This window comes from Enhygromyxa salina (assembly GCF_000737335.2).
Lineage (GTDB): Bacteria > Myxococcota_A > Polyangia > Nannocystales > Nannocystaceae > Plesiocystis > Plesiocystis salina_C.
The window spans coordinates 1-20,029 of the sequence record NZ_JMCC02000139.1; the positions used below are offsets into that span (position 1 = coordinate 1).

Annotated in this window: 17 protein-coding genes and 2 tRNA genes; 9 read left to right on the forward strand and 10 right to left on the reverse strand. The window is 67.7% G+C overall.

The genetic code is table 11. The features are described from left to right. The first annotated feature begins 125 nt into the window (after window positions 1-125). The 3 genes from DB30_RS36580 to DB30_RS36590 all read left to right on the forward strand — a co-directional run bounded on the left by DB30_RS36580 (window position 126) and on the right by DB30_RS36590 (window position 1,897). Window positions 126-629, forward strand: coding sequence for a YfeK family protein (locus DB30_RS36580; protein ID WP_052558007.1), 504 nt, complete (start codon window positions 126-128; stop codon window positions 627-629). 8 nt (window positions 630-637) lie between these two features. Then, on the forward strand, window positions 638-1,063 hold the full coding sequence (locus DB30_RS36585) for a DUF423 domain-containing protein (protein ID WP_240480412.1): 426 nt from the start codon (window positions 638-640) through the stop codon (window positions 1,061-1,063). A gap of 207 nt (window positions 1,064-1,270) precedes the next feature. Further along, entirely contained in the window at window positions 1,271-1,897 is a 627-nt protein-coding gene (locus DB30_RS36590; RefSeq protein WP_052558011.1) for an ATP-binding cassette domain-containing protein, read from the forward strand. A gap of 6 nt (window positions 1,898-1,903) precedes the next feature. Here DB30_RS36590 and DB30_RS36595 read toward each other — a convergent pair whose 3' ends face one another. From DB30_RS36595 to DB30_RS36645, 10 genes are all read right to left on the reverse strand, one after another. Next, window positions 1,904-2,479 carry an adenine phosphoribosyltransferase gene (locus DB30_RS36595; protein WP_052558013.1) on the reverse strand — a complete coding sequence of 192 codons (576 nt, stop codon included), beginning with the start codon at window positions 2,477-2,479 and terminating at the stop codon, window positions 1,904-1,906. A 9-nt stretch (window positions 2,480-2,488) separates the two neighbouring features. Further along, window positions 2,489-3,274, reverse strand: coding sequence for a 5'/3'-nucleotidase SurE (gene surE / locus DB30_RS36600; RefSeq protein WP_165704106.1), 786 nt, complete (start codon window positions 3,272-3,274; stop codon window positions 2,489-2,491). 108 nt (window positions 3,275-3,382) lie between these two features. Continuing rightward, a tRNA-Pro gene (locus DB30_RS36605) sits at window positions 3,383-3,456 on the reverse strand. 99 nt (window positions 3,457-3,555) lie between these two features. After that, the gene (locus tag DB30_RS36610; protein WP_146662246.1) at window positions 3,556-4,119 is read right to left on the reverse strand and encodes a MerR family transcriptional regulator; all 564 of its coding nucleotides are present in this window, start codon (window positions 4,117-4,119) and stop codon (window positions 3,556-3,558) included. A gap of 37 nt (window positions 4,120-4,156) precedes the next feature. After that, on the reverse strand, window positions 4,157-4,438 hold the full coding sequence (locus DB30_RS36615; protein WP_052558016.1) for an integration host factor subunit alpha: 282 nt from the start codon (window positions 4,436-4,438) through the stop codon (window positions 4,157-4,159). Window positions 4,439-4,537: 99 nt separating this feature from the next. After that, on the reverse strand, window positions 4,538-4,891 hold the full coding sequence (gene rplT, locus DB30_RS36620) for a 50S ribosomal protein L20 (protein ID WP_052558018.1): 354 nt from the start codon (window positions 4,889-4,891) through the stop codon (window positions 4,538-4,540). 11 nt (window positions 4,892-4,902) lie between these two features. Beyond that, window positions 4,903-5,106, reverse strand: coding sequence for a 50S ribosomal protein L35 (gene rpmI, locus DB30_RS36625; protein ID WP_052558020.1), 204 nt, complete (start codon window positions 5,104-5,106; stop codon window positions 4,903-4,905). A 152-nt stretch (window positions 5,107-5,258) separates the two neighbouring features. Further along, window positions 5,259-6,167, reverse strand: a complete 909-nt coding sequence (infC, locus tag DB30_RS36635) for a translation initiation factor IF-3 (RefSeq protein WP_276204413.1) — start codon at window positions 6,165-6,167, stop codon at window positions 5,259-5,261. A gap of 199 nt (window positions 6,168-6,366) precedes the next feature. Beyond that, window positions 6,367-6,438 (reverse strand) — tRNA-Val (locus DB30_RS36640). A 97-nt stretch (window positions 6,439-6,535) separates the two neighbouring features. Beyond that, window positions 6,536-8,434 (reverse strand): AMP-dependent synthetase/ligase, encoded by a 1,899-nt coding sequence (locus DB30_RS36645; RefSeq protein WP_052558023.1) that lies wholly within the window; start codon window positions 8,432-8,434, stop codon window positions 6,536-6,538. 308 nt (window positions 8,435-8,742) lie between these two features. Between DB30_RS36645 and DB30_RS36650 the strand changes: the two genes are divergently transcribed. The 6 genes from DB30_RS36650 to DB30_RS36680 all read left to right on the forward strand — a co-directional run. Next, complete coding sequence (locus tag DB30_RS36650) at window positions 8,743-10,596, forward strand: serine/threonine protein kinase (RefSeq protein ID WP_052558025.1); 1,854 nt, start codon at window positions 8,743-8,745, stop codon at window positions 10,594-10,596. A 308-nt stretch (window positions 10,597-10,904) separates the two neighbouring features. Continuing rightward, window positions 10,905-11,981 carry a hypothetical protein gene (locus tag DB30_RS36655; protein ID WP_052558026.1) on the forward strand — a complete coding sequence of 359 codons (1,077 nt, stop codon included), beginning with the start codon at window positions 10,905-10,907 and terminating at the stop codon, window positions 11,979-11,981. Window positions 11,982-12,030: 49 nt separating this feature from the next. Next, on the forward strand, window positions 12,031-13,875 hold the full coding sequence (locus tag DB30_RS36660) for a sigma 54-interacting transcriptional regulator (RefSeq protein ID WP_052558029.1): 1,845 nt from the start codon (window positions 12,031-12,033) through the stop codon (window positions 13,873-13,875). Next, window positions 13,875-14,699, forward strand: coding sequence for a hypothetical protein (locus DB30_RS36665; RefSeq protein ID WP_146662250.1), 825 nt, complete (start codon window positions 13,875-13,877; stop codon window positions 14,697-14,699). The genes DB30_RS36660 and DB30_RS36665 overlap by 1 nt, the downstream gene beginning before the upstream one ends. Next, window positions 14,675-16,954, forward strand: a complete 2,280-nt coding sequence (locus DB30_RS36670; protein WP_146662252.1) for a hypothetical protein — start codon at window positions 14,675-14,677, stop codon at window positions 16,952-16,954. The genes DB30_RS36665 and DB30_RS36670 overlap by 25 nt, the downstream gene beginning before the upstream one ends. 782 nt (window positions 16,955-17,736) lie before the next feature. Further along, window positions 17,737-20,029 (forward strand): DEAD/DEAH box helicase (locus DB30_RS36680; protein ID WP_052558036.1); only part of this gene is annotated, 2,293 nt, incomplete at its 3' end.

Sequence of the window (20,029 nt, forward strand, 5' to 3'; positions counted from 1 at the left end):
CGACGCTCTTCCGATCTGCCGCCCCCCGCATCGAACCGCGCGGCGGCCCGGGGCTCGGGCTCGGGGGGCTGTGAGGGGCGGCGCCTGATGGCCACAGCTCGTGGGATCGCGCTACGGTGACGCCCGTGCCCACCCCGCGCGCGCGCTCGTCAGTGTTGGCGATGATCCTTCCGGCGATCTTGGCCTGTCACGAGGCCCCGCCGCGCGACGCCCACGAGCCGATGCGGCCACTCCAGGTCAACCCGGCCCGCGACAGCCCCATGACCCTCACGGCCAACGATGAGCCCGCCGCGACCGCGTCCCCGCCCCCGTTGGCCGAGCGACCGCCGGCCGACCCGGCGATCACCAAGGCGATCGATCTCATCAGCGCGAGCGGGCTTCGCTTCATCGATCAGGCCGAAGACGACAGCAAGCCGGGCGAGTACACCGCGGAGCAGTTCGCCTCGATGCTGCGCACCAAGTGGGACTGGATCGGCTACGACATCGTCGAGCTCGACCCGTGGCTCGAAGAGATCGCCGCGCGCAGCTTCAAGACCAACCTCCCCTATCAGGTGGTGCTCGCTAACGGCGCCCGCGTCGAGCTGCGTGGCTGGCTCGAGCAACAACTCGCGGCGGGCGAAGATCCCTGACCAGAACCGTGACCACACCCATGACCGGCATCACCCAACGTTCGACCTTGATCATCGCAGGCCTGCTGGGGCTGCTCGGCGTCGCGGCCGGGGCGTTTGGCGCCCACGGGCTCGAGGCTCGGATATCTGTCGAACAGCTCGAGTGGTGGCAGACGGCGGCGCGCTACCAACAGATCCATGCGCTCGCGCTGCTGGCGGTTGGCTGGGGTGCCGGCGCGTGGTCGCCCTGGCGCGGCCGAGCAGCCCTGTGTTTTTGCGTGGGCGTGGTGGTGTTCGCGGGCACGCTCTACGCCATGGCCCTGGGCGGACCCCGGATCCTGGGCGCGGTGACCCCAGTTGGCGGGCTGGCGCTGATCACCGGGTGGGCGCTGATCGTCGTCCACGCCGTGCAGGCGCGGCCTGGCGATCGCCCGGCGCGAGCGAGCTCCGAGTAACCTCGATCTTTTTCGTGCGCGGCGAAACCCACCGCCACGACCACGGGTCCGAAGCTGCGGAGAGGAAGACGCACCGCTCCGAGTCGCATCTCCTGCCCGCGGGTGAGTTGATTCCCTCGTCGCGCCCGTGGAGCAGGAGATTTTTAGTGTCGCAGGCCAGCCGCGCGCACACTTGCGGTCGAGGCCGTGTTGGGCTGCACTCGAGCCGTGAGCCTCCCGCTGCGCGCCATTAATCTGAGCAAGCGCTACGCCGACAACGTGGTGCTCGACGGCGTCTCGCTCGAGCTGCAAGCTGGCGAAGCTGCAGCCCTGCTCGGCCCCAACGGCGCCGGCAAGTCCACGTTGATCGGCTGCGTGTGCGGGACCGTGATCCCCGACGCGGGCACGATCGAGATCGCGGGCCACGAGCTGCGCGCCGCCCCGATCCAAGCGCGCCGAGCTCTGCGCTACCTGGCCCAAGAGTCCGACCTGCCGCCGGGGCTGACCGGCCGTGAGCTGCTCGAGTTTCATGCAGACGTGTTCGACGCGCGCGCGTCCCTCGAGCAAGCCGAGCGGCTCGCGGGGCTCGGTCCGGCGCTGGATCTGCTGGCGACCACGTACAGCGTGGGGATGCGTCGGCGGCTGGCGTTCGCGGCCCTCGCGTGCGGCGACGCGGCCCTGTACGTGCTCGACGAGCCGTTCGCGGGCGTCGACGCCGAGAGCTGCGCCCGGCTCACGGCGTGGCTGGTTCAGCGACGCGCGGCCGGTGCTGCGATCCTGCTCGCAGCCCACGGCCAAGACAGCGCGCTGCTCGAGGCGCTCGCGGTCCGCCGCTTCGATCTGGGCGCTGCCTGAAGCCGCTCAGAATTGCAGCATCGCCTCGACCCGGACGTCGCCCTGACGCGCGCGACCGCCAAGCCCAAGCAGCTCGATCATGAACAGCTGCGCGACGACCTTGCCCCCGAGCCGCTCGATCAAGGCGGTCGCCGCCGCTGCAGTGCCGCCCGTGGCCAGCAAGTCGTCGACGATCAGCACCCGCGCGCCCTTGGACAGCGCGTCGGCGTGGAGCTGCAGCGTGTTGCTGGCGTACTCGAGCGCGTAGTCTTCGGCGATCGTGGGGGCGGGCAGCTTGCCGGGCTTGCGGGCCGGCACGAACCCGATGCCGAGCCGGTGGGCGAGGATCGGCCCAAACCAAAACCCGCGCGCCTCCATGCCCACGATCGCGTCGATCGACCCGATCAAGTCGCGGATCTGATGCAGGTGCAGGTCAACGGCGCTCGCAAACGTGGCCGGATCGGCGAGCACGGGCGTGATGTCGCGAAACAAGATGCCGTCGCTCGGAAAGTCCGGGATCGCGCGGACCTTGGCTTGCAGCTCACGGAGCAGGCGCGCGTGGTCGCCCGGATCAATCGCTTCGATCGTGTTGGTTTCGGTCATCGCAAACTCTCAGTCTTGGCCGGTCGAGCGGCCGGAGGACGCCGAGATCCACTCCACCCAGTCGCCCAGATCCGGGGCGGTGATGTCGATCTCGAGGGGGGTGAGCGCCGCGTACCCTTGGCCCACCAAGCCCGTGTCGGACGCGTCGTCGTCGTCACCACCCGAGAGCGGCGCCGGCGGTCCGCCGATCCAAAAGTAGCTGCGGCCCGCCAGATCCTCGCGCTCGGCGACCTGGTCACGATAGCGGCGGTGCCCAAGCCGAGCGGCGCGCAGCCCCTTGGTTCCACCCTCGCGCGGGACGTTGAGGTTGAGCAAGTGCCGGGTCCCCGCTTGGGCCTCGGCGAGCAACCGGGGCACCAGCGTCCGCACGAAGGGCAGCGCGACCTCGGGGTTGGCGTCGGCCTGAACGGACACGGCCAGCGACGAGCAGCCCCGCAGCAGGCCCTCTCGCGCCGCCCCGACCGTCCCCGAGTAGAACACGTCGGCGCCAAGGTTGTAGCCAGGGTTGATCCCCGACAGCACGAGATCCGGCAGCCGCTCGCACAAGTGCAGGCACGCCAGGTACACGCAGTCGACCGGGGTCCCCGAGACCGCGAACCAGCGCTCGCCAAACTCTGGCGCCCGCTCGCTACGAAGTGACGCGCGCAGCGAGATCGCGTGGCTGAAACCCGAGCGCTCCTCATTGGGTGCGCACACCAGCACCTCGCCAAATTCGGCCGCGACCTCGGCGAGCACCCGAAGGCCGGGCGCCCGAATTCCGTCGTCGTTGGAGACCAAGATCAGCGGACGGCTCACGACCCCCATGTATCAAGTTTTGCCGGCTCCCCCCAAGTCGCTCGGGCTGCCGTCCGGCGGGTCACCAAAAAAAAGCGAGCGGTCCGTGAGGACCGCTCGCTACGCCGTTCGGGGCGAAAGGATTCGAACCTTCGACCCCTTGACCCCCAGTCAAGTGCGCTACCAGACTGCGCTACGCCCCGGCGGGAGACGGCTCATATCAGCTCGATATCCGCTCGGCAAGCCCCTATCGTTGATTCCCGCTGCGGAGACTGGCGCGGACTCTGACCTGGGCCGGCCGGTCAGCTGCTCGGGTCCTGGGCCGGACGGCGGTTGGGACGCTTCAACAGCTGCTGCTCCGGTGTGGTCGCGCCGTCGCCAAGCGACGCTTGGTCACGAACAAACTGGGCCGGATCGGCGGCGAGATCCGCAGGCTCTGGCTCGGCCCGAACCACGGCGGCGAGCTGATCGATCTGCTCGCGGACGTCGGCGAGGGAACGACGCGCCAAGTACAGCCCCGCGACCGGAGCACGCTCGATCTTCGACGTGCCACCACGCAGCTCTTGTCGGGCGCCCGCGATCGTGAACTTGCGGGCATAGAGCAGGTGCTTGATCCGCAGCAGGTTCTCGACGTCCTTGCGCCGGTACACGCGCTGCTGCGAGCGCGACTTCTGCGGCTTGATCAGCGAGAACTCGCTCTCCCAGTAGCGCAGGACGTGAGCCGCGACGTCCACGATCTCCGCGACCTCGCCGATCTTGAAGTACAGCTTGTCGGTGCCGAGCTCGAGGCTGCCCGCCTTGCCCGACTCAGTCCGCTTTGATCGGCCCGCAGTGGCCTTTCCAGCTGGTTTGGACGCGTCGCTCATGGCTCGTGGCTCATGGCTGGTGGAGACAGCCTAGGCGTCACTCACCGTTGAGCGCGGTCTTCAGCACGTTGCTGGGCTTGAAGGTCAGCACGCGCCGCGCTTCAATCGTGATCTCTTGCCCGGTCTGCGGGTTGCGACCGGGGCGAGGCTTCTTTTCACGCACGACGAAATTGCCAAAGCCCGAGACTTTGATCTTCTCGCCGGTCTCGAGCACCACCTTGATGGTGTCGAACACCTGATCGACCAGGTCCGCGGCTTCTTTCTTGGAGAAGCCCCCGACCTGCTCGCAGACCCTGTCAACGATGTCGGCCTTGGTCATCGATGTCCTCTGCGATGATCCTCGCTCGCTTCGTGGTCACGCGCAACCCAACGACAAAACCCGGGCTGGAGGCCCGGGTTTGCTTGGCTGGCGGTTGCCCTACAGAGCGGCTTGGGCGGTCTTGACGACCTTGGCGAAGCCGGTTGGATCGAACACCGCGAGATCGGCGAGCACCTTGCGGTCGAGCTCGATGCCAGCCTTGTTGCACCCATCCATGAGGCGGCTGTAGCTGACGCCCTGTCGGCGCGCGGCGGCGTTGATGCGGACGATCCACAACCGACGCATGGTCCGCTTCTTCTGCTTGCGGCCAGTGTAGGCGTGCATCCACGCGTGGTGGACGGCCTCGACGGCGCGGCGGTACATGGTCCGGCGACCGGCACGAAAGCCGCTGGCGGCCTTGAGAATCCGGTTGCGACGACGGCGAGCTTTAAATCCTCGTTTTGCGCGGGGCATGGCTCACTTCCTCACTTGGCGCCGTAGGGCAGCAGTTGGTGAACACGAACCTCGTCCGGCTTCGAGGCGATGGTCGTGCCACGCAGCTTGCGGATCCGGCTAGGGCTCTTCTTGGTCAGGATATGGTTCTTGTGGGAGTGCTTCCGCTTGACCTTGCCGGTCGCGGTGAAGCGAAATCGCTTCTTGGCTCCACTGTGGGACTTCATCTTGGGCATGTCGTGAACCTCGACGTCGCGCCTGGGCCTCGATGGGCGTCAGGGCTCGGTTGTCTACACCAGCGATGGGGGGCCTGCAAGGCCACGGAGAGGACTCCGTGGACCGTGCGAGGCCGATCGTTCAGCGCACGTTGCGCTGCTGGGGCTGTGGATTAGGAATCGTCGCTGTCGTCGTCGGCTTTGTCGCCGTCGTCGTCGTCATCATCATCATCGATGTCGTCGTCGTCGTCGTCGTCGGCGCCGTCATCATCGTCGTCGTCGCCATCATCGTCGTCGTCGTCTTCATCGTCGCCGTCGTCATCATCGTCGATGTCGTCGTCGAGATCGTCCTCGTCCTCGTTGTCGTCATCCGGCTTGTCGTCGGACTTGCCACCTGGCTTGGCGTCGCCAGGCTTGGCTGCGGGACGCGCAGCTGGTTTGGGCTTGGCAGGGCCGCCGTCACGCCGGGGCTTGGGCGCGAGGATCATGTTCATCCGGTTGCCCTCCATGCTGGGCATCTGGATGACGGTCGCCAGATCCATGACCGCCTTGACGACACGGTTGAGCACGTCACGTCCCGTCTCCGGGTGGGTGATCTCGCGGCCTCGGAACTGGACCAACAGGCGAACCTTGTTGTTGTCCTCGAGGAAGCGACGGGCGTGCTTGACCTTGAAGTCGAAGTCGTGGTCGTGCGTCTTGGGCCTGAACTTGACCTCTTTGAGCTCCTGCGTCTTCTTGTTCTTTTTGGTCTCGCGTTCGCGCTTTGCGGTCTCGTACTTGAACTTGCCGTAGTCCAAGATCTTGCAAACTGGGGGCGTGGTCTTGGGGTTGACCTCCACCAGCTGCAGGCTCTGTTCTTCAGCGCGCCGCATGGCGTCCTGCGTGGGCATGATACCCAGCTGGGATCCATCAGCATCAATCACGCGGACCTCGCGAACCCGGATTCGCCGTCCGACTCGGTGAGTCTCCCTTTTACGCGGTGCGGGCCTCGAGCGTTTGCGTCCGATTTTCTCGTTCTCCTGAAATTCTGTAGGTGACCCGGGCCGTGCCGACGAGCGGCGAGCGGTCCGGGTCGGCGGCACGTTGTCCCGTCCCGCTAGTTTCGTCAAGCACCCAGATCGAGAGTTTTAGCGGTGCGGGCCAGGTTTCTCGCCCAGACTCTGGGCCGTTCGGCGCCAGCGAGTTGGGTCGCGCCCCGATATTTCTGCGTGCGTGGCCACCAAAACAAAGACCCCGGCTGGATGGCCGGGGTCTTCGTTCTCGATCTGGTGGTCGAGGTCTTAGGGCTGGGCGGCTTTGAACCGCCGGCCTCTACCGTGTCAAGGTAGCGCTCTACCCCTGAGCTACAGCCCTGTGTGTCACTCTTGTTGGGGGACGGGTAGGTATCGCGGCCGCGAACACAGGTCAAGCGGTGTGTGTGCAGCGCGAAACACGCCCGTTGCGACAGCGCTCACGTGCGTTGCTCACTCGCTTGGTACAGCCCCTCGATCAGCCCCGCGTTGCGTGCCTCTACGCTCTTGCGCTTGAGCTTCTGGGTTGGGGTGACCTGCTCGGGCGAGAACGGCTCGGGCAAGATCGCAAAGTTCTTGATGGTCTCGTAGCGGGGCAAGCTCTCGTTGAGCTCGGCCACGTACCCCGCGACGATCTCCCGGATCCGGGGGTGACGTGCGAGATCCGCGTAGCCCCGGCAGCCAAGCCGCTCGCGCGAGGCGATCTCCAACATCTCGGCCTCGTCGAGGCTGAAGAGCGCGACGAGGTAGGGCCGCCGGTCGCCGGTCACCAGCACGTCACCGATCCCCTCGCGCGCACGCAGCCGGCCCTCGAGCTTCTGTGGCGCCACGTTCTTCCCGCCGGCCGTGATGATCAGATCCTTCAGCCGATCTGTGATCCGCAAGAACCCCTCGCTGACCTCGCCGACGTCGCCGGTGTGGAGCCATCCGTTCGCGTCGATGAGCGACGTGTCTGGCTCGCTGCCCGCTACGTAGTAGCCAGCCATGATGTTGTGGCCACGCAAGAGGATCTCGTTGTCCGCGCCCACCAGCACCTCGCAACCCGGCAGCGCCGGCCCAACCGTGCCAAACCGGAACCGGTCCGGCCGGTTGACGTTGGTGGCCCCGGTCGTCTCCGCCAGCCCGTAGCCCTCGAGGATCAGCAGGCCCAGCGCGTGAAAATACTCCGCGCTGCCGCGCCCGAGCGGGGCAGCCCCAGACACGAAGAAGCGCAGCTTTCCACCAAACCGAGCCCGGATCGGCTCGAACACGCTCTTGTCGGCGAGCCGGTGCTTGGCCGCGAGCACCGGCGAGATCGTCTGCCCGCGCTGGCGGCACCCGCTGACACGCCTGCCGACATCGAATGCCATGTCGGCCAACGCGCGCTCGACCCGGCTGCGCGCCAGCAGCTCGGCCTCGAGCTTGCGCTGCAACTTCTCGTAGAAGCGTGGGACCGCGCCGACGTAGGTAGGCGCGACCTCGCGCATGTCGACGATCGCGGTCTCCATGCCCCCACAGAAGGCGGTGACCGCCCCGCTCTCGACCGCCGCCCACAGCAGGTGTCGGCCAAAGATGTGGGCCAGCGGCAACATCAGCAGCTGCAGGTCCGTGCGATCGACCGCGATGCTGTTCTTGATCGCCCAAGCCTCGTAGACGAGGTTCTTGTGGGTCAAGATCACGCCCTTGGGCCGGCCGGTGGTCCCCGAGGTGTAGACGATCGTGAACGTGTCGTCGTGCCCGGTCCCCGCGACCGCGGACTCGATCTGGGTGTGGGCGTCGTTGACCCCGGCGAGCGTGCTGCGGCCAGCCTCGCGGATCTCGTCGAGGGTCGTGCGCGTGGGGGCTTCGTCACCCGCTTCGGTCTTGGGCTCGTCGCCAGCGTCGATGCAGATCGTGTGACCGCGGGCGCGGGGCGGACCGCTCCCCTCTTGGTACTCGCGATGCAGCCGTCGCAGCATGCTCGGGCGCTCGACGATCAGCACCTTGGCCCCGCTGTCAGCGAGCATGAACGCGACCTCGGGTCCCGCCGAGGTCGCGTAGATCGGCACTGACACCGCGCCGCACAGAGAGATCGCCAGATCGCACAGCGCCCACTCGACCCGGGTGTTGGCCATCAGGGCCACGCGGTCACCCGGCTCCACGCCGCACAGCGTGATCAGGCCCGCCGCGATCTCACGGGCCGCGAGCTCCCAGCCGCGCCAACTCAACGGTCGCCACAGCCCGTCTCGCTTGAAGCGAAGGGCTGTCAGCTCGGGGGTCTTGCGAACCCGCCCGAGGAACATCTGCATCAGGTTTGGATAGTTGAGCCCTTCAGATGGCCGCGGGACGAAGCTCCGGGGGACGACGCTGCGCTCGTTCATGAGGTCGGCGCAGGCAGGATACCCGAGAGCGCGGCGCCGTTGACCGAGTTCGCCGCTCTCGTCTGGACCGGCCGCGCTCGACCGACAGACCGACAGCCCGACAGCCAACCTAGTTGGCGCCGCGGGACTACCGCTGGGCGAGAGGCCCTCGCCCGAGCTGAAAACAGTCAGCAAGCGGGCGAGAAGCCCAGGCCCGCGCTGAAAACACCTGGTGGACGCGGGCGGGTTTTCGGCCGACCATGATCCAGGGGGTCTCTCGACCCGAATTCAGCCCGCGACCCAAGTCGCGTGGCCGCTGTACTGCACTCATGCCGAGCCTCGCCGGGCAAAAGCTCGACAAGTACGACATGCTCGAAGAGGTCGGGCATGGCGGCATGGCCGTGGTCTATCGCGGACGCGACACGATCTTGGATCGCGAGGTCGCGGTCAAAGTCCTGCACGCCCACCTCGCGGATCGGGAGGAGTCTCGCCGCCGGTTGCAGCGCGAGGCCAAGACCGTCGCCCGCCTGCACCACGACAACATCGTCGAGATCTTCGACAGCTCGGATCCGAGCCGGGCGCACGAGAGCTACATCGTGTGCGAGTTCATCCACGGGGTGACGCTGCGCGACTGGCTCGACGATCGCTGGGTCCCCCACCCCGTGCTGGCGGCGATGATCACTCACCGGCTGTGTCTGCCGCTCGAGCACGCCCACTCGCTTGGGATCGTGCACCGGGACATCAAGCCCGAGAACGTCATGATCCGCGAGGACGGCTGCCTCAAGCTGATGGACTTCGGGATCGCGCAGATCCTGGACACCCAGCGGCTCACGACCACGGGCCAGCTGCTGGGCAGCCCGGCCTACATGGCGCCCGAGCTGATCAAGGGCGGCCCGGTCGACAAGCGCATCGACATCTTCGCGCTCGGCGTGATGCTCTACCAACTCGCGACGGGTGAGCTGCCGTTCGCGGGCCGCAACCCCGCCCAGGTGCTCAACCGGATCCTCGAGGGCGACTACAAGCCGCCGCGCCAGGTCGATCCCAAGGTCGACGAAGATCTCGCGGCGATCATCGCCACCGCGCTGGCGCTCAAGCCAGCCGACCGCTACCAGAGCGCCAACAGCTTGGCCAAGGCGCTCGAGGGCTACCTTCAGAGCCTCGCTGTCGAGGCTCTGCCCGAAGAGCTCGCCGCCTACTTTGCCAACCCCGAGCGGTACACCGAGAGCGCGGACGCCCGCGTGTGCCGCGAGCTCACCCGCCGGGCCGCCCGCGCGATGCGAGATGGAAACGGCGCGCGCGCGCTCAAGCTCCTCGCCCGGGTGCTCGAGCTCGAGCCCAACAACAAGCGCGCGGCCGCGATGCTCGACAAGGTGCGGATCCGCGGCCAACGCATGCGCCAGGCCATGGCCGCGGGCGGGGCCGTCGCGCTGGTCGGGATCGTCGCCGCTGGCGTGCTGCTGCTGCAGCCCGACCCGCCCACACCCGGCCGGGTCCACAGCCAAGAGCTCGGTGCGGACAGCTCGTCACGAAACTACATCATCCCGGGACTCGACCCGCTCGAGCGACCGCCGGTGGTCACCGAGACCGAGACCGACGGCGGTGAGGCGGGCGACGGCACCGAGACGGGTGACCCCGAGGCCGACGCGGGGAGCGACGGGGGCTCGCGCCCCAACGGTGGCGGGCGGCCAGACGCCAGCGTGCCCTGCACTGTCCACGTTCAGGATCTGCCGGCTTCGCTGCTCGCTGGCGGCGACTATCACCTGCTCGTCCCCAAGCAAGGGATCAAGCCGCTATCCGCCAGCGGCAAGGTCCAGATCGACATCACCGAGTACACCACCGTCCGGCTCACGGGCGCGAGCTACACAGGGTCGGCCGTGCTCGCGCCCGATGACTGTCGCACCGGCGACCCGCAGATCCTGCTGGCCACCTCGAAGCCCGCGCAGCTGGTGTTCCAGCCCGGGGCGATCCCGCTGACCCAGCTGATCGTCAGCTGCCTCGAGGGCTGCGGCGCCGACAAGCGCACGGCCAACAACTTTCCAAAGCTCAATTTCCAGCGAGGCGAGACCGAAATGGTCGTCAAGCTGGAGTTCAAGTCGGCCGGCTACCGCTCGAAGACCGAGGAATTCAAGCTCACGCCAGGCATCAACCCGATCCGCATCAATCTGGAGAAGTTCGACGAGTAGTAGGGAGCGAAGCGTTCCCACAGACGACCCGACCTTGGGCCCGAGCGAAGCGAGGGTGTCGACGCGCACGGAGGCGAAGCCGAGTACGGGTCGAGTCGGGGCGGCTGGGGGTAAAAGAGCCAGGTCGTGTGTGGCGCCGGAAAATCCGGTAGGCTCCGCGTCCAACGGGCGCCCGGATGCTCCGACGACACACCAGCGCATCTCCCAGCATCAGTCCCAAGATCTGGGGCAGGACACGGAGCGTGCTTTGCGCGGCCGTCTTGTTCTCGCTTGGTGCGCGACCCGTGCTCGCTGCACCTCCAAATAAGGTGGCGTCCGAGGGTCCCGCCGCGCCGGGCACCAGCTCGGATGTCAAAGTCAGGATCGATCGCGCGATCGAGGCCTGGCGCAAGGGCGACTGGACCGAGGTACGCGATCTCCTCGAGCCGATCATCCGAGAATCCGACATCGACGACGAATTTCAGCGGGAGTCGGCGCTGCGCTACCTGGCCGAGGCCACGCTCCTCGACGAGGGCCTCGAGCAGACCGAGCGGGCTGAACAGGCCCAGCTCTACATCACGCGCCTGCTCGACAGCAGCCCAGATTGGGCGCCGCCGAGCGGCCTGCATGGCCGGCCCTTCTACGAGCTGGTCGCCCGGGTCCGCAGCGAGCGTGACGCCCAGCTGGCCGAGGCCTGTCGCGGCCGGCTGCTGGCTTGCGAAGCTGATCTGACCGAGCTGAGCGTCGACTACCGGGCCGCGCAAGACAAGATCGGGGCGCTGCAAGAGGACCTCGCCAACGAGGACGTGTTCTTGACCGAGGTCGTCAAGCGCAACCGTGGCTTGGCGCTGCTGCCGTTCGGCGTTGGCCACTTCACCAACGGCAACCCCGGGATCGGCGGCGGCTTCTTGGCCCTGGAGCTGGTCGCGGGCGGCGCTGCGCTGGGGCTGCTGATCTACCGCTCAACCGTGTTTGGGTGCGTCCGCACCGACGGCTTCAACCCCAAGTCGCTCGAGTGCAAGGCCGACAACATCCGCGAGCAAGACATCCCCGCCCGCCAGGACGCGGTCGAGACCATCCGCAGCGCCGAGACCATCATGGGCTGGGTGTTCGTCAGCTCGATCGTCTTGGATCTCACCCTCGCGCAGGTGTTGTTCAAGCCGATCGAGGTGATCGAGCGCGGCAAGAAGACGCGCCGCGAGCTCGACGCCGAGCTCGAAGCGACCGAGGCCGAAGCGGCCCCCAAGCGGAAAAAATCTGGCTCCAGCGAGGGGCCCCCCAGCCCGGGCCAATCCCCGGGTCAGCCCCCGCTACCCACCGACAGCCCCAGTGTTAGGCTCAGGGTCAAGCCGCATCCGGTGTTCATGCCAGCGGGCCTTGGCCTGGGCGTGACGCTGCAATTTTAGACCCTCGACCTCGACCTCGACCCCTGCCCCGACCCCGACCCGCACGCTCATGCCGCACCTTCAGTACACGGCCCCCGACGGCAAGCCCGCTCGCCTCGAGATCGTCCGCCGCCTGACCACGATCGGCTCGTCCCGCGACAGCGACGTGATCATCGACAGCCCCGACGTCGCCCCCGCCCACGCGACGCTGAGCCACGAGCCGGGTCGCTACCGCCTGGAGTCCACGGCCCGATCCAACCCCTTCTTCGTCAACGGCAAGAAGACCCGCAGCCTGGATCTGCGCCACGGCGAGCTGTTCGTGATCGGCGACCGCGAGCTGACCTTCTCGGCGCTCGACGAGGTCTCCGCGACCTCGCGCAAGGACGTCATCCACGATGAGTCCGCGCTGCAGCTCGCGGCCATGCACAAGCTGCAAAATTTCTCGCGCTTGTTGTCCGAGCCGGCCGACCTCGATGGCCTGCTCGACGAGCTGATCGATCAAGTCGTCAGCCTGACCCACGCGAGCAAGGGCTTCTTGGTGCTGGCTGGGGCCAGCACCCCCGAGGACCCAAGCGGCTACGAGATCCGCGTGGCCCGCAACCTCGAGCGCGAGCCCGTCGACGATCCAGCCGCGCTGCTGTCCGACGACATCATCAGCGCGGTCATCTCCAGCAAGAAGCCGCAGATCATCTCGGACGCGCTGCACGACACCCGCTTCCAAAACAGCCTGTCGGTCATCAACCTCAAGCTGTCCAGCGTCATGTGTGCGCCGCTGCTGGTCCGCGGCGAGCTGCTTGGCCTGATCTATGTCGGCAACAACGACGTCATCGACCTGTTCACGACCGAGCAGCTCGAGACCCTCGAGGTGTTCGCCAGCCAGGCCGCGCTGTTCATCAAGAACGCCACGCTGCTCAACGAGCTGCGCACAGAGAAGACCGAGCTGGCCGAGCGGCTCGAGAACGTCAAGTTTGGCTCGATCATCGGCGCCTGCCCCCAGATGATCGAGGTCTACAAGCGGGTCGAGAAGGTCGCCAGCACCGACATCACCGTGCTCGTCACCGGCGAGACCGGGACCGGCAAGGAGCTCATCGCCCACGAGATCCACGATCGATCGCCGCGCGCCAAGGGCCCGTTCGTCACGGTCAACTGCGGGGCGATCCCCGAGAACCTGATCGAGTCCGAGCTGTTCGGCCACGTCAAGGGCGCGTTCACGGGCGCGATCGCAACCCAGGTTGGCAAGTTTCAGGCCGCCGACCGCGGCACGATCTTCCTCGACGAGATCGGCGAGATGCCCCTGGCCCTGCAGGTCAAGCTGCTGCGGGTGCTGCAAGAGCGGCAGATCCAGCGGGTCGGCGACGCCAAGACCGTGCCGATCGACGTGCGCGTGGTGGCCGCGACCAACCGGGAGCTGCGCCGCGAGGTCGACGAGGGCAACTTCCGCGAGGATCTGTATTTCCGGCTCAACGTGATCGGCGTCGAGCTGCCGCCGCTGCGCCAGCGCGGCACCGACGTGCTGCTGGTCGCCCGCTACCTGGTCAGCCGCTTCACCAAGGAATTCGGCAACCGCTTCGATCCCCAGAGCTGCTTCGACGAGAGCGCCGAGCGGGCGATGATCAATTTTTCGTGGCCGGGCAACATTCGCCAGCTCGAGAACCACCTCAAGAAGGCCATGGTGTTGGCCGAGGGGCCCAAGATCGGCGCCGCGGATCTCGATCTCGACGTCCCCGCCGGCGCGGCCTCGCCCGAGGACGTCGTCCCGCTGGCCGAGGCCCGCGACACTTGGCAGCGGGCCTACATCGACAAGGTCCTCGCGCTCAACAACGGCAACCGGACCAAGACCGCCCGCGACCTCGGCGTGGATCCGCGCACGATCTTCCGGCACCTCGAGAAGCTCGAGAAGGAAAAAGACAACTGATGACTGGGGCGGGTGTTCGTAGGAAGCCAGGGCGCTCCGCGCTCGCGCTGTTGGGCGCGGTCGGCCTGGGGATGCTCGCCTCGGTTGGCGTCTCTTGCCTGATCCCGGACCATGACATCCAGGTCCTGACCACGGACGTCAACCGCTACCCCGTTCGCTTCGTCGAGGGCATCGAGCTGTCCGAGGAGGCCCGCTGCGCCTGCTCGGAGGCCAGCTGCGAGTGCCCGATGGCGCCCCTGACCTTGGTGCCGCCGTTCCTGGATCCCGACGACCCCGCCTATCAGTTCTGTATCTGCGGCGAGAACAAGGTTGACGCCAATCGGCTCCCCGGGGTGACGCTCTACGTCGAGGACCAAGACGAGGTCGACGGCGACGCAGACGACCCCGTTCGCGCCGCGGCGCTGCTCGATTGGGATCCAACCCTTGGTGACACCGCGGTCGACTACGTCGCCTACCGCAACTACCTCGATCCGCGCGAGCCCCTCGCCCTCTACTACTCTCCGTTCGAGACCTCGGTGCTCAAGCGCCCGCGGCCGTACCTTCGCGCCATCACCCTCAGCGACTCCGAAGGCTTCGATCTGTGCAACGGCGCCGGGCGCCCGGTCGGGCCGGGGTTTCACACCCTGTCGATCATCGCCAGCGATCGGCTGTGGTTCAAGCGTGAGACCCAGACCGGCGACACGGGGACCGAGTCGATGGAGGTCGTCCAGGATGGCGTGCCCGATATCGCGGCCGGGGCAACCTATGACGTCCAGACCTACGTGTTCAAATGTCTCGAAGAGGGAGACGACTTTTGCGAATGCGCGGACATCACCGATCCCTAGCCACAGGCGCCGGTGAAGGCGCCCGTCGGCTGCGAGCGGCCTGGCTAGCCGCGCCGCTGCTGGGCGGCGCTGGCGTGCTGGCGCCAGCTTGCAGCACCGTCGATCGCGGGCCGATCGCCCAGTGCGAAGATGACATCGACTGTGGTGACGACGCGGTGTGCTCGCTGGCGCTGGGCAGCATCTGCGTGCCCGAGGCTCCCCCACCCCGAACCGTCATCGGGTTGGACATTCAAGAGGGCAACGTTCGCATCGAGCTCGAGGGCTGCGATCCCGAGGTCAGCCGCCAGGTCCAGGGCACCGAGCTGCGGGTGGAGAAGCACGACTCGTTGGTCAAGAGCTACCGCTTGCGCGCCAACGAGGTCCACTCGGTCCTCAATTGCGGGGGGAGCAGCTGCGAAGACGGCGTGTGCGACGAGACCACGCTGACCTGCACGAAGCCGAGTGATGCGCTGCTCGGGCTCAGCATGATCTCGCGGCTTGGACTCGCCGAGCTGACGAGCCCGCAAAAGACCTATCTCACCGTCACCGATCCGCCGCAACCCGAGGGTGTGCTGCCACCACCGGTCGAATTCATCTGGCCCAGCTACGACTCGTCCAACGAGACGGCCCACGCCGCCTTGCGGCTTCGGGTCACGCCCCCGCTCGAGGCGCCGACGCGCAGCCAGTACCAGCGGGTCATCGCCGAAGACGCGGAGGCCGACCTCGAGACAGCGGCGGTGATCCGCTGCCAACGAGCGATCTTCGGCAACGAAGGATCCGTCCGCACGCTCGCGGGGGTCCCGGTCAGCGGGGCCAACGTCGAGTTCATTCACAACGAGCCGATCGCCACCAGCGCGACCGTGATCGGCACCGGAGCGAGCTGCGTCGACACGGAAGACTGCCTGCCTGGCTGGGCGTGCAACGCCGCCGGCACCTGCGGCCTCGACCTCACTGGCGTCTCGGCCGGGTCCAGCGTCAGCATCGAAGATCCGCCTGGCGCCCTGGCGCCCGCGTTCCTGCACACCTACTGCGAGGGCATCGTGGCCCCGGTCGAACCGCTGATCCGTCACTTTCGGGTCAGCGTCACGCCCCCCGCGAGCACCGGTCTGCCCAACGCGATCTACAGCCTCGCGCAGGGATTCATCGATCCTCCGCAGCCCGGCATTTTTACCGAGGTCAACATCCAGGACATCGACGGCGCCGAGGGTCTGTGCCTGCCCAACTGGCAGCCGCCCCAGACGATCAGCTTCTCGCTCAGCGGGGCGCCCGTCCCGCTGACCGAGACCGAGCTCGGCGTCTACGCCTGCTGCTCGACCGAGTGCCTGCCAAACACCGAGACCGAGGGTGGCCCGACCCCACCACCCACAATCGAGACCTGTCAGAACTTCGACACCGCCCGGTTCGAGACCCGCTGGTATCACGAAGATCTGGTGACCTGGGCGATCGCAGGGTGTATCCCAACCGCCTCGTACAACGACGGCTCCAGCGGCGGGGTCGTCCGCAACATCGATGAGTGCCCCGACGACGGCTGCAGCGTCGACCTGAGCCCCGGCGAGCTCGAGGAAGCCAGCCGCATGTATCGCGTCTCGATCGTGCAGCCGGTCGGGTCGGTGTTTCGCTCGCAGACCTTTCAGGTTGCGGTTGATCCCGAGACCACCAGCTTCGAGCCCTTCGAGCTCGAGCCGCGCGTGCTGGTCCGCGGGCAGATCGCCTGCGCGAGTGACAGCGACAACTGCAACGCGGAGAACGCGATCTTCGCGGCCGAGCGGCTCCGCGCTGACACCGACGACAGCGATCTCCCGGGCCCCTTCTATTTTCAGGGTCGCGTCGACGCCACCGGGTCTTTCGTGCTCCCGCTCGACCCAGGTCTGTACGTCGTCACCGCGTACCCCGCGGTCGGACAGTCCGGCGGGCCCGCGCCCTTCGAGGTCCTGGACCTGCGCGAAGGTTCACCCGAGCTGACCTCCGTGGGCGGCGTGTTGAACGCGGTCCTGAGCAAGCCGCTCGAGCTCGATGATGGGGTGTTGGTCCGGGTTCAGCTGAGCGGCTTCGACGTCTCGACTCGCGTGACGCCGCTGGACACCGGCTCTTGGGCGTCTCAAGCCAGTTTTCCGCCGGCGTTCGACCTCAACGCGCCGTTGACCTGTCACGGGTCGTCGTCCCGCGGCTGCGTCATCCGGCGGATCCGCCCCACGGACACGCCGATCCCGCTGCTGATCTCCGGTCGCTTCGAGTTCACGACCCGAGATCGCGGCAGCGACCAATGCCCCGGCTGATCCTCGAGGATCCCGAGGATCCCGAGCGCGGCCGTCGCTCGGGGCCATTGGGCGCCCGCTTCACCCCTGCGCCAAATACGCTACCCGCGCCCCAAGATCGACACGCGAGGTAGCCTGCGCGCTTGACCGACGGGCGCGATCCTGAAACACTTCGCGCACCTGACCAAGCCTCAATCACCGAGCCGAAAACGCGTCTTTACGTGGATTCGCATCATCGGTGCGGTCGTCCTGATCACCTTCGCCCTCTGGGGCGTGGGTCTCGGGATCTGGCAGCAAGTCCCAGGATTGCCAGAAGACCAAGCCGATTGCTCTTATCGCGTGGAACTCATGCGTACGAGGCTCCTTGCCCTGTTGGACCGTTCCCCACTCCGGGCCGGCGCAGGAACCGAGGCCGACGAAGACTTTGCCAACCTCCTCCGCGAGACCCGCGCGGCCTGTGGTGGTGCAAGCCCCGACCTGGCGCATAAACTCGAGCGAATCACAGATGAACACGCTCGGGAGCGTGAGCGGAGGCAGCAATCCGCCGCAGCGCGTGCGGAGCTCAGCGCGCTCGAAGGTTCCCCTCGATGACCGAGACCACGAGGTCCGACCAAGCTTCGGACCAAGCGCAACTCCCCAGCGAATCTGACAACCCAGGCACCGAGACCACCACCCCCTCCGGGGACGGTGCGGTCACGGCGATGGATGACCAAGCGGCCAGCGCCGCGGCGACATCCGACGACGCCAGTTCCCCCGCTAGCACTCCTGCTAGCTCTCCTCGCTCGCCAGACCAAGCGCAGACGGTGCAGACCGAAGCTGCCGCGGACGCTCCGGCGACAGGGTGGCCCAGCGCCGAGCCCGAAGTCGAAGTCGCGCCGGAGCCCGCGCCCTCCACCTGGGAGGAGCTCGAGCTGCCAGCCCGGCTGCAGTCGGCCGTCGAGGCGCTCGGCTGGACAGCCCCGACCTCGGTCCAAGGGCGCACCTTCGCGACCATGGTCGCGGGCACGGATGTCCTGGTCCAGTCGCAGACCGGCAGCGGCAAGACCGGCGCGTTTTGCCTGCCGTGGTTGGCGAGTCGGTTCGAGTTTGGACCGGCCAAGGACACCGGCGTCCAGCTGATCGTGCTGCTGCCCACGCGCGAGCTGGCCAAGCAAGTCTGCGACGAGCTGGTCCGGCTCGCGGTCGACAGCCCCGTCGACGTGCTGCCTGTCTACGGCGGCACCGCCATGGCGCCGCAGCTCGACGCGCTCTCGGCTGGGGTCCACGCGGTCGTCGGCACCCCTGGCCGGATCCTGGATCACATCCGCCGCCGGTCCCTCGATCTGTCGCGGGTCAGGACGGTCGTGCTCGACGAGTGCGACGAGATGCTCTCCATGGGCTTCTTGGAGGACATTCGGGCGATCCTCAGCGCGTGCCCGCAAGAGCGGCAGACCTGCCTGTTCTCGGCCACGGTCCCGCGCGACATCGAACGGATCGCCCGCCGCAACATGCGGGACCCGGTCCGCATCGAGCTGTCCGGCGACGAGATCGCCGCGGCCGAGATCGATCACGCCTACTACCCAACCTCGGGCACGATCAAGACCCGCGATCTCCTCGACATCATCATCCTCGAGGATCCCACGGTTGCGATCGTGTTCTGCAACACCCGCGAGGAGACCCGCCTGGTCGCCAACGTGCTGCAGAAGAACGGGTACTCGGCGCACGCCTTGTCGAGTGATCTGACCCAGGCCGCGCGCGAGCAGGTCATGGGCAAGTTCCGTGATCGCAAGCTGCGGTTCTTGGTTGCGACCGACGTGGCCGCGCGTGGCATCGACGTCTCGCACGTCAGCCACGTCATCAACTATTCGTTCCCGGAGAACGCCGAGGTCTACGTGCACCGCACCGGTCGCACGGGTCGCGCCGGGCGTGCTGGGCAGGCGCTGAGCATCGTCTCGCCCCTCGAGTTCGGCAGCTTTTACACGCTGACCAAGAGCTACAAGAGCATCGTGTTCACCGAGCGCAAGCTCCCGCCCGCCGATGATCTCGCGGCCACGCGGACCGAGGTGAAGCTCGACCGGATCAGTCACGACTACTCGCAGCCGGTCTCACCCGAGTGGCTGCTGCTGGCGCGTCGCCTGGTCGATGATCCACGCGGCGAGCGCGTCGTCGCCTACTTGCTGCACGAAGCGATCGAGAGCAATCGCGTACGCACCCGCGAGCAGGTTGACCTCGACGACGCGGCCGGCTCCAACGCGGCAAGCGAGGGGCACTCGCAAGATGGCGAGCGGCATGAGCGGCATGGCCGCTCTGATCGGGATCGGGCTCGGGATAGGGATCGCGGCCGTGACCGCTTCCGCGGCGGCGATCGTTCAGGTCCGCGCGGGGATCGTGGCTCGGGCCGGGGCCGCGACCGCGACCGCGACCGCGACCGCGGTGAGCGGCCGCGTGAGCGCGGTCGGGATCGGGATCGGGATCGGAGCCGTGACGAGCGCCCGGGCGGGCGTGAGCGCGAGCGCTCGACCAGCGCGGAGCTCGAGGCCGTGCCCACGAGCGCACCGGCTGCCGAGCTCGACAGCAACGAGGCCGAGCCACGTCGCCGTCGCCGCCGCCGCAGTCGGGAAGACGAAGTCCGCGTGGACTCGCCTTCCCCCGAGGCCGCAGCACCGGCCTCGACCGCGCCGGCCACAGAAGTGACGGGCGACGATCCAGGCGAGCCTCGCCAAGCTCGGCCCGCGCCGATCAACGGCGCGGTCGAGAGCGATCAGGCCGTCGAAGCCGTCGAGGCCGGCGAGCCCGGCGAGCCCGTCGAGGCCGGCGAAGCGAGCGACGACGACGACGCCAAGCCCAAGAAGCGCCGCCGACGCCGACGCCGCCGATCCAAGGCCGGCGACGGCGCTGGCGAAGCTGCTTCGGCGGACGCGGACGAGTCCGACGACGACGACAGCGACGGCGATGACGAGGGGCAGGCGGACGACGCGTCCGCTGACGGCTCCGAGGAGTCCGACGGCTCCCCCAAACGCAAGCGGCGCAGGCGTCGGCGCAGGCGCGGCGGCAAGCCAGATGGCGAGCAGGCGCCCGCCCGAGCCCAAGCCGCGGGTGACAGCGGGCCGCGATCCG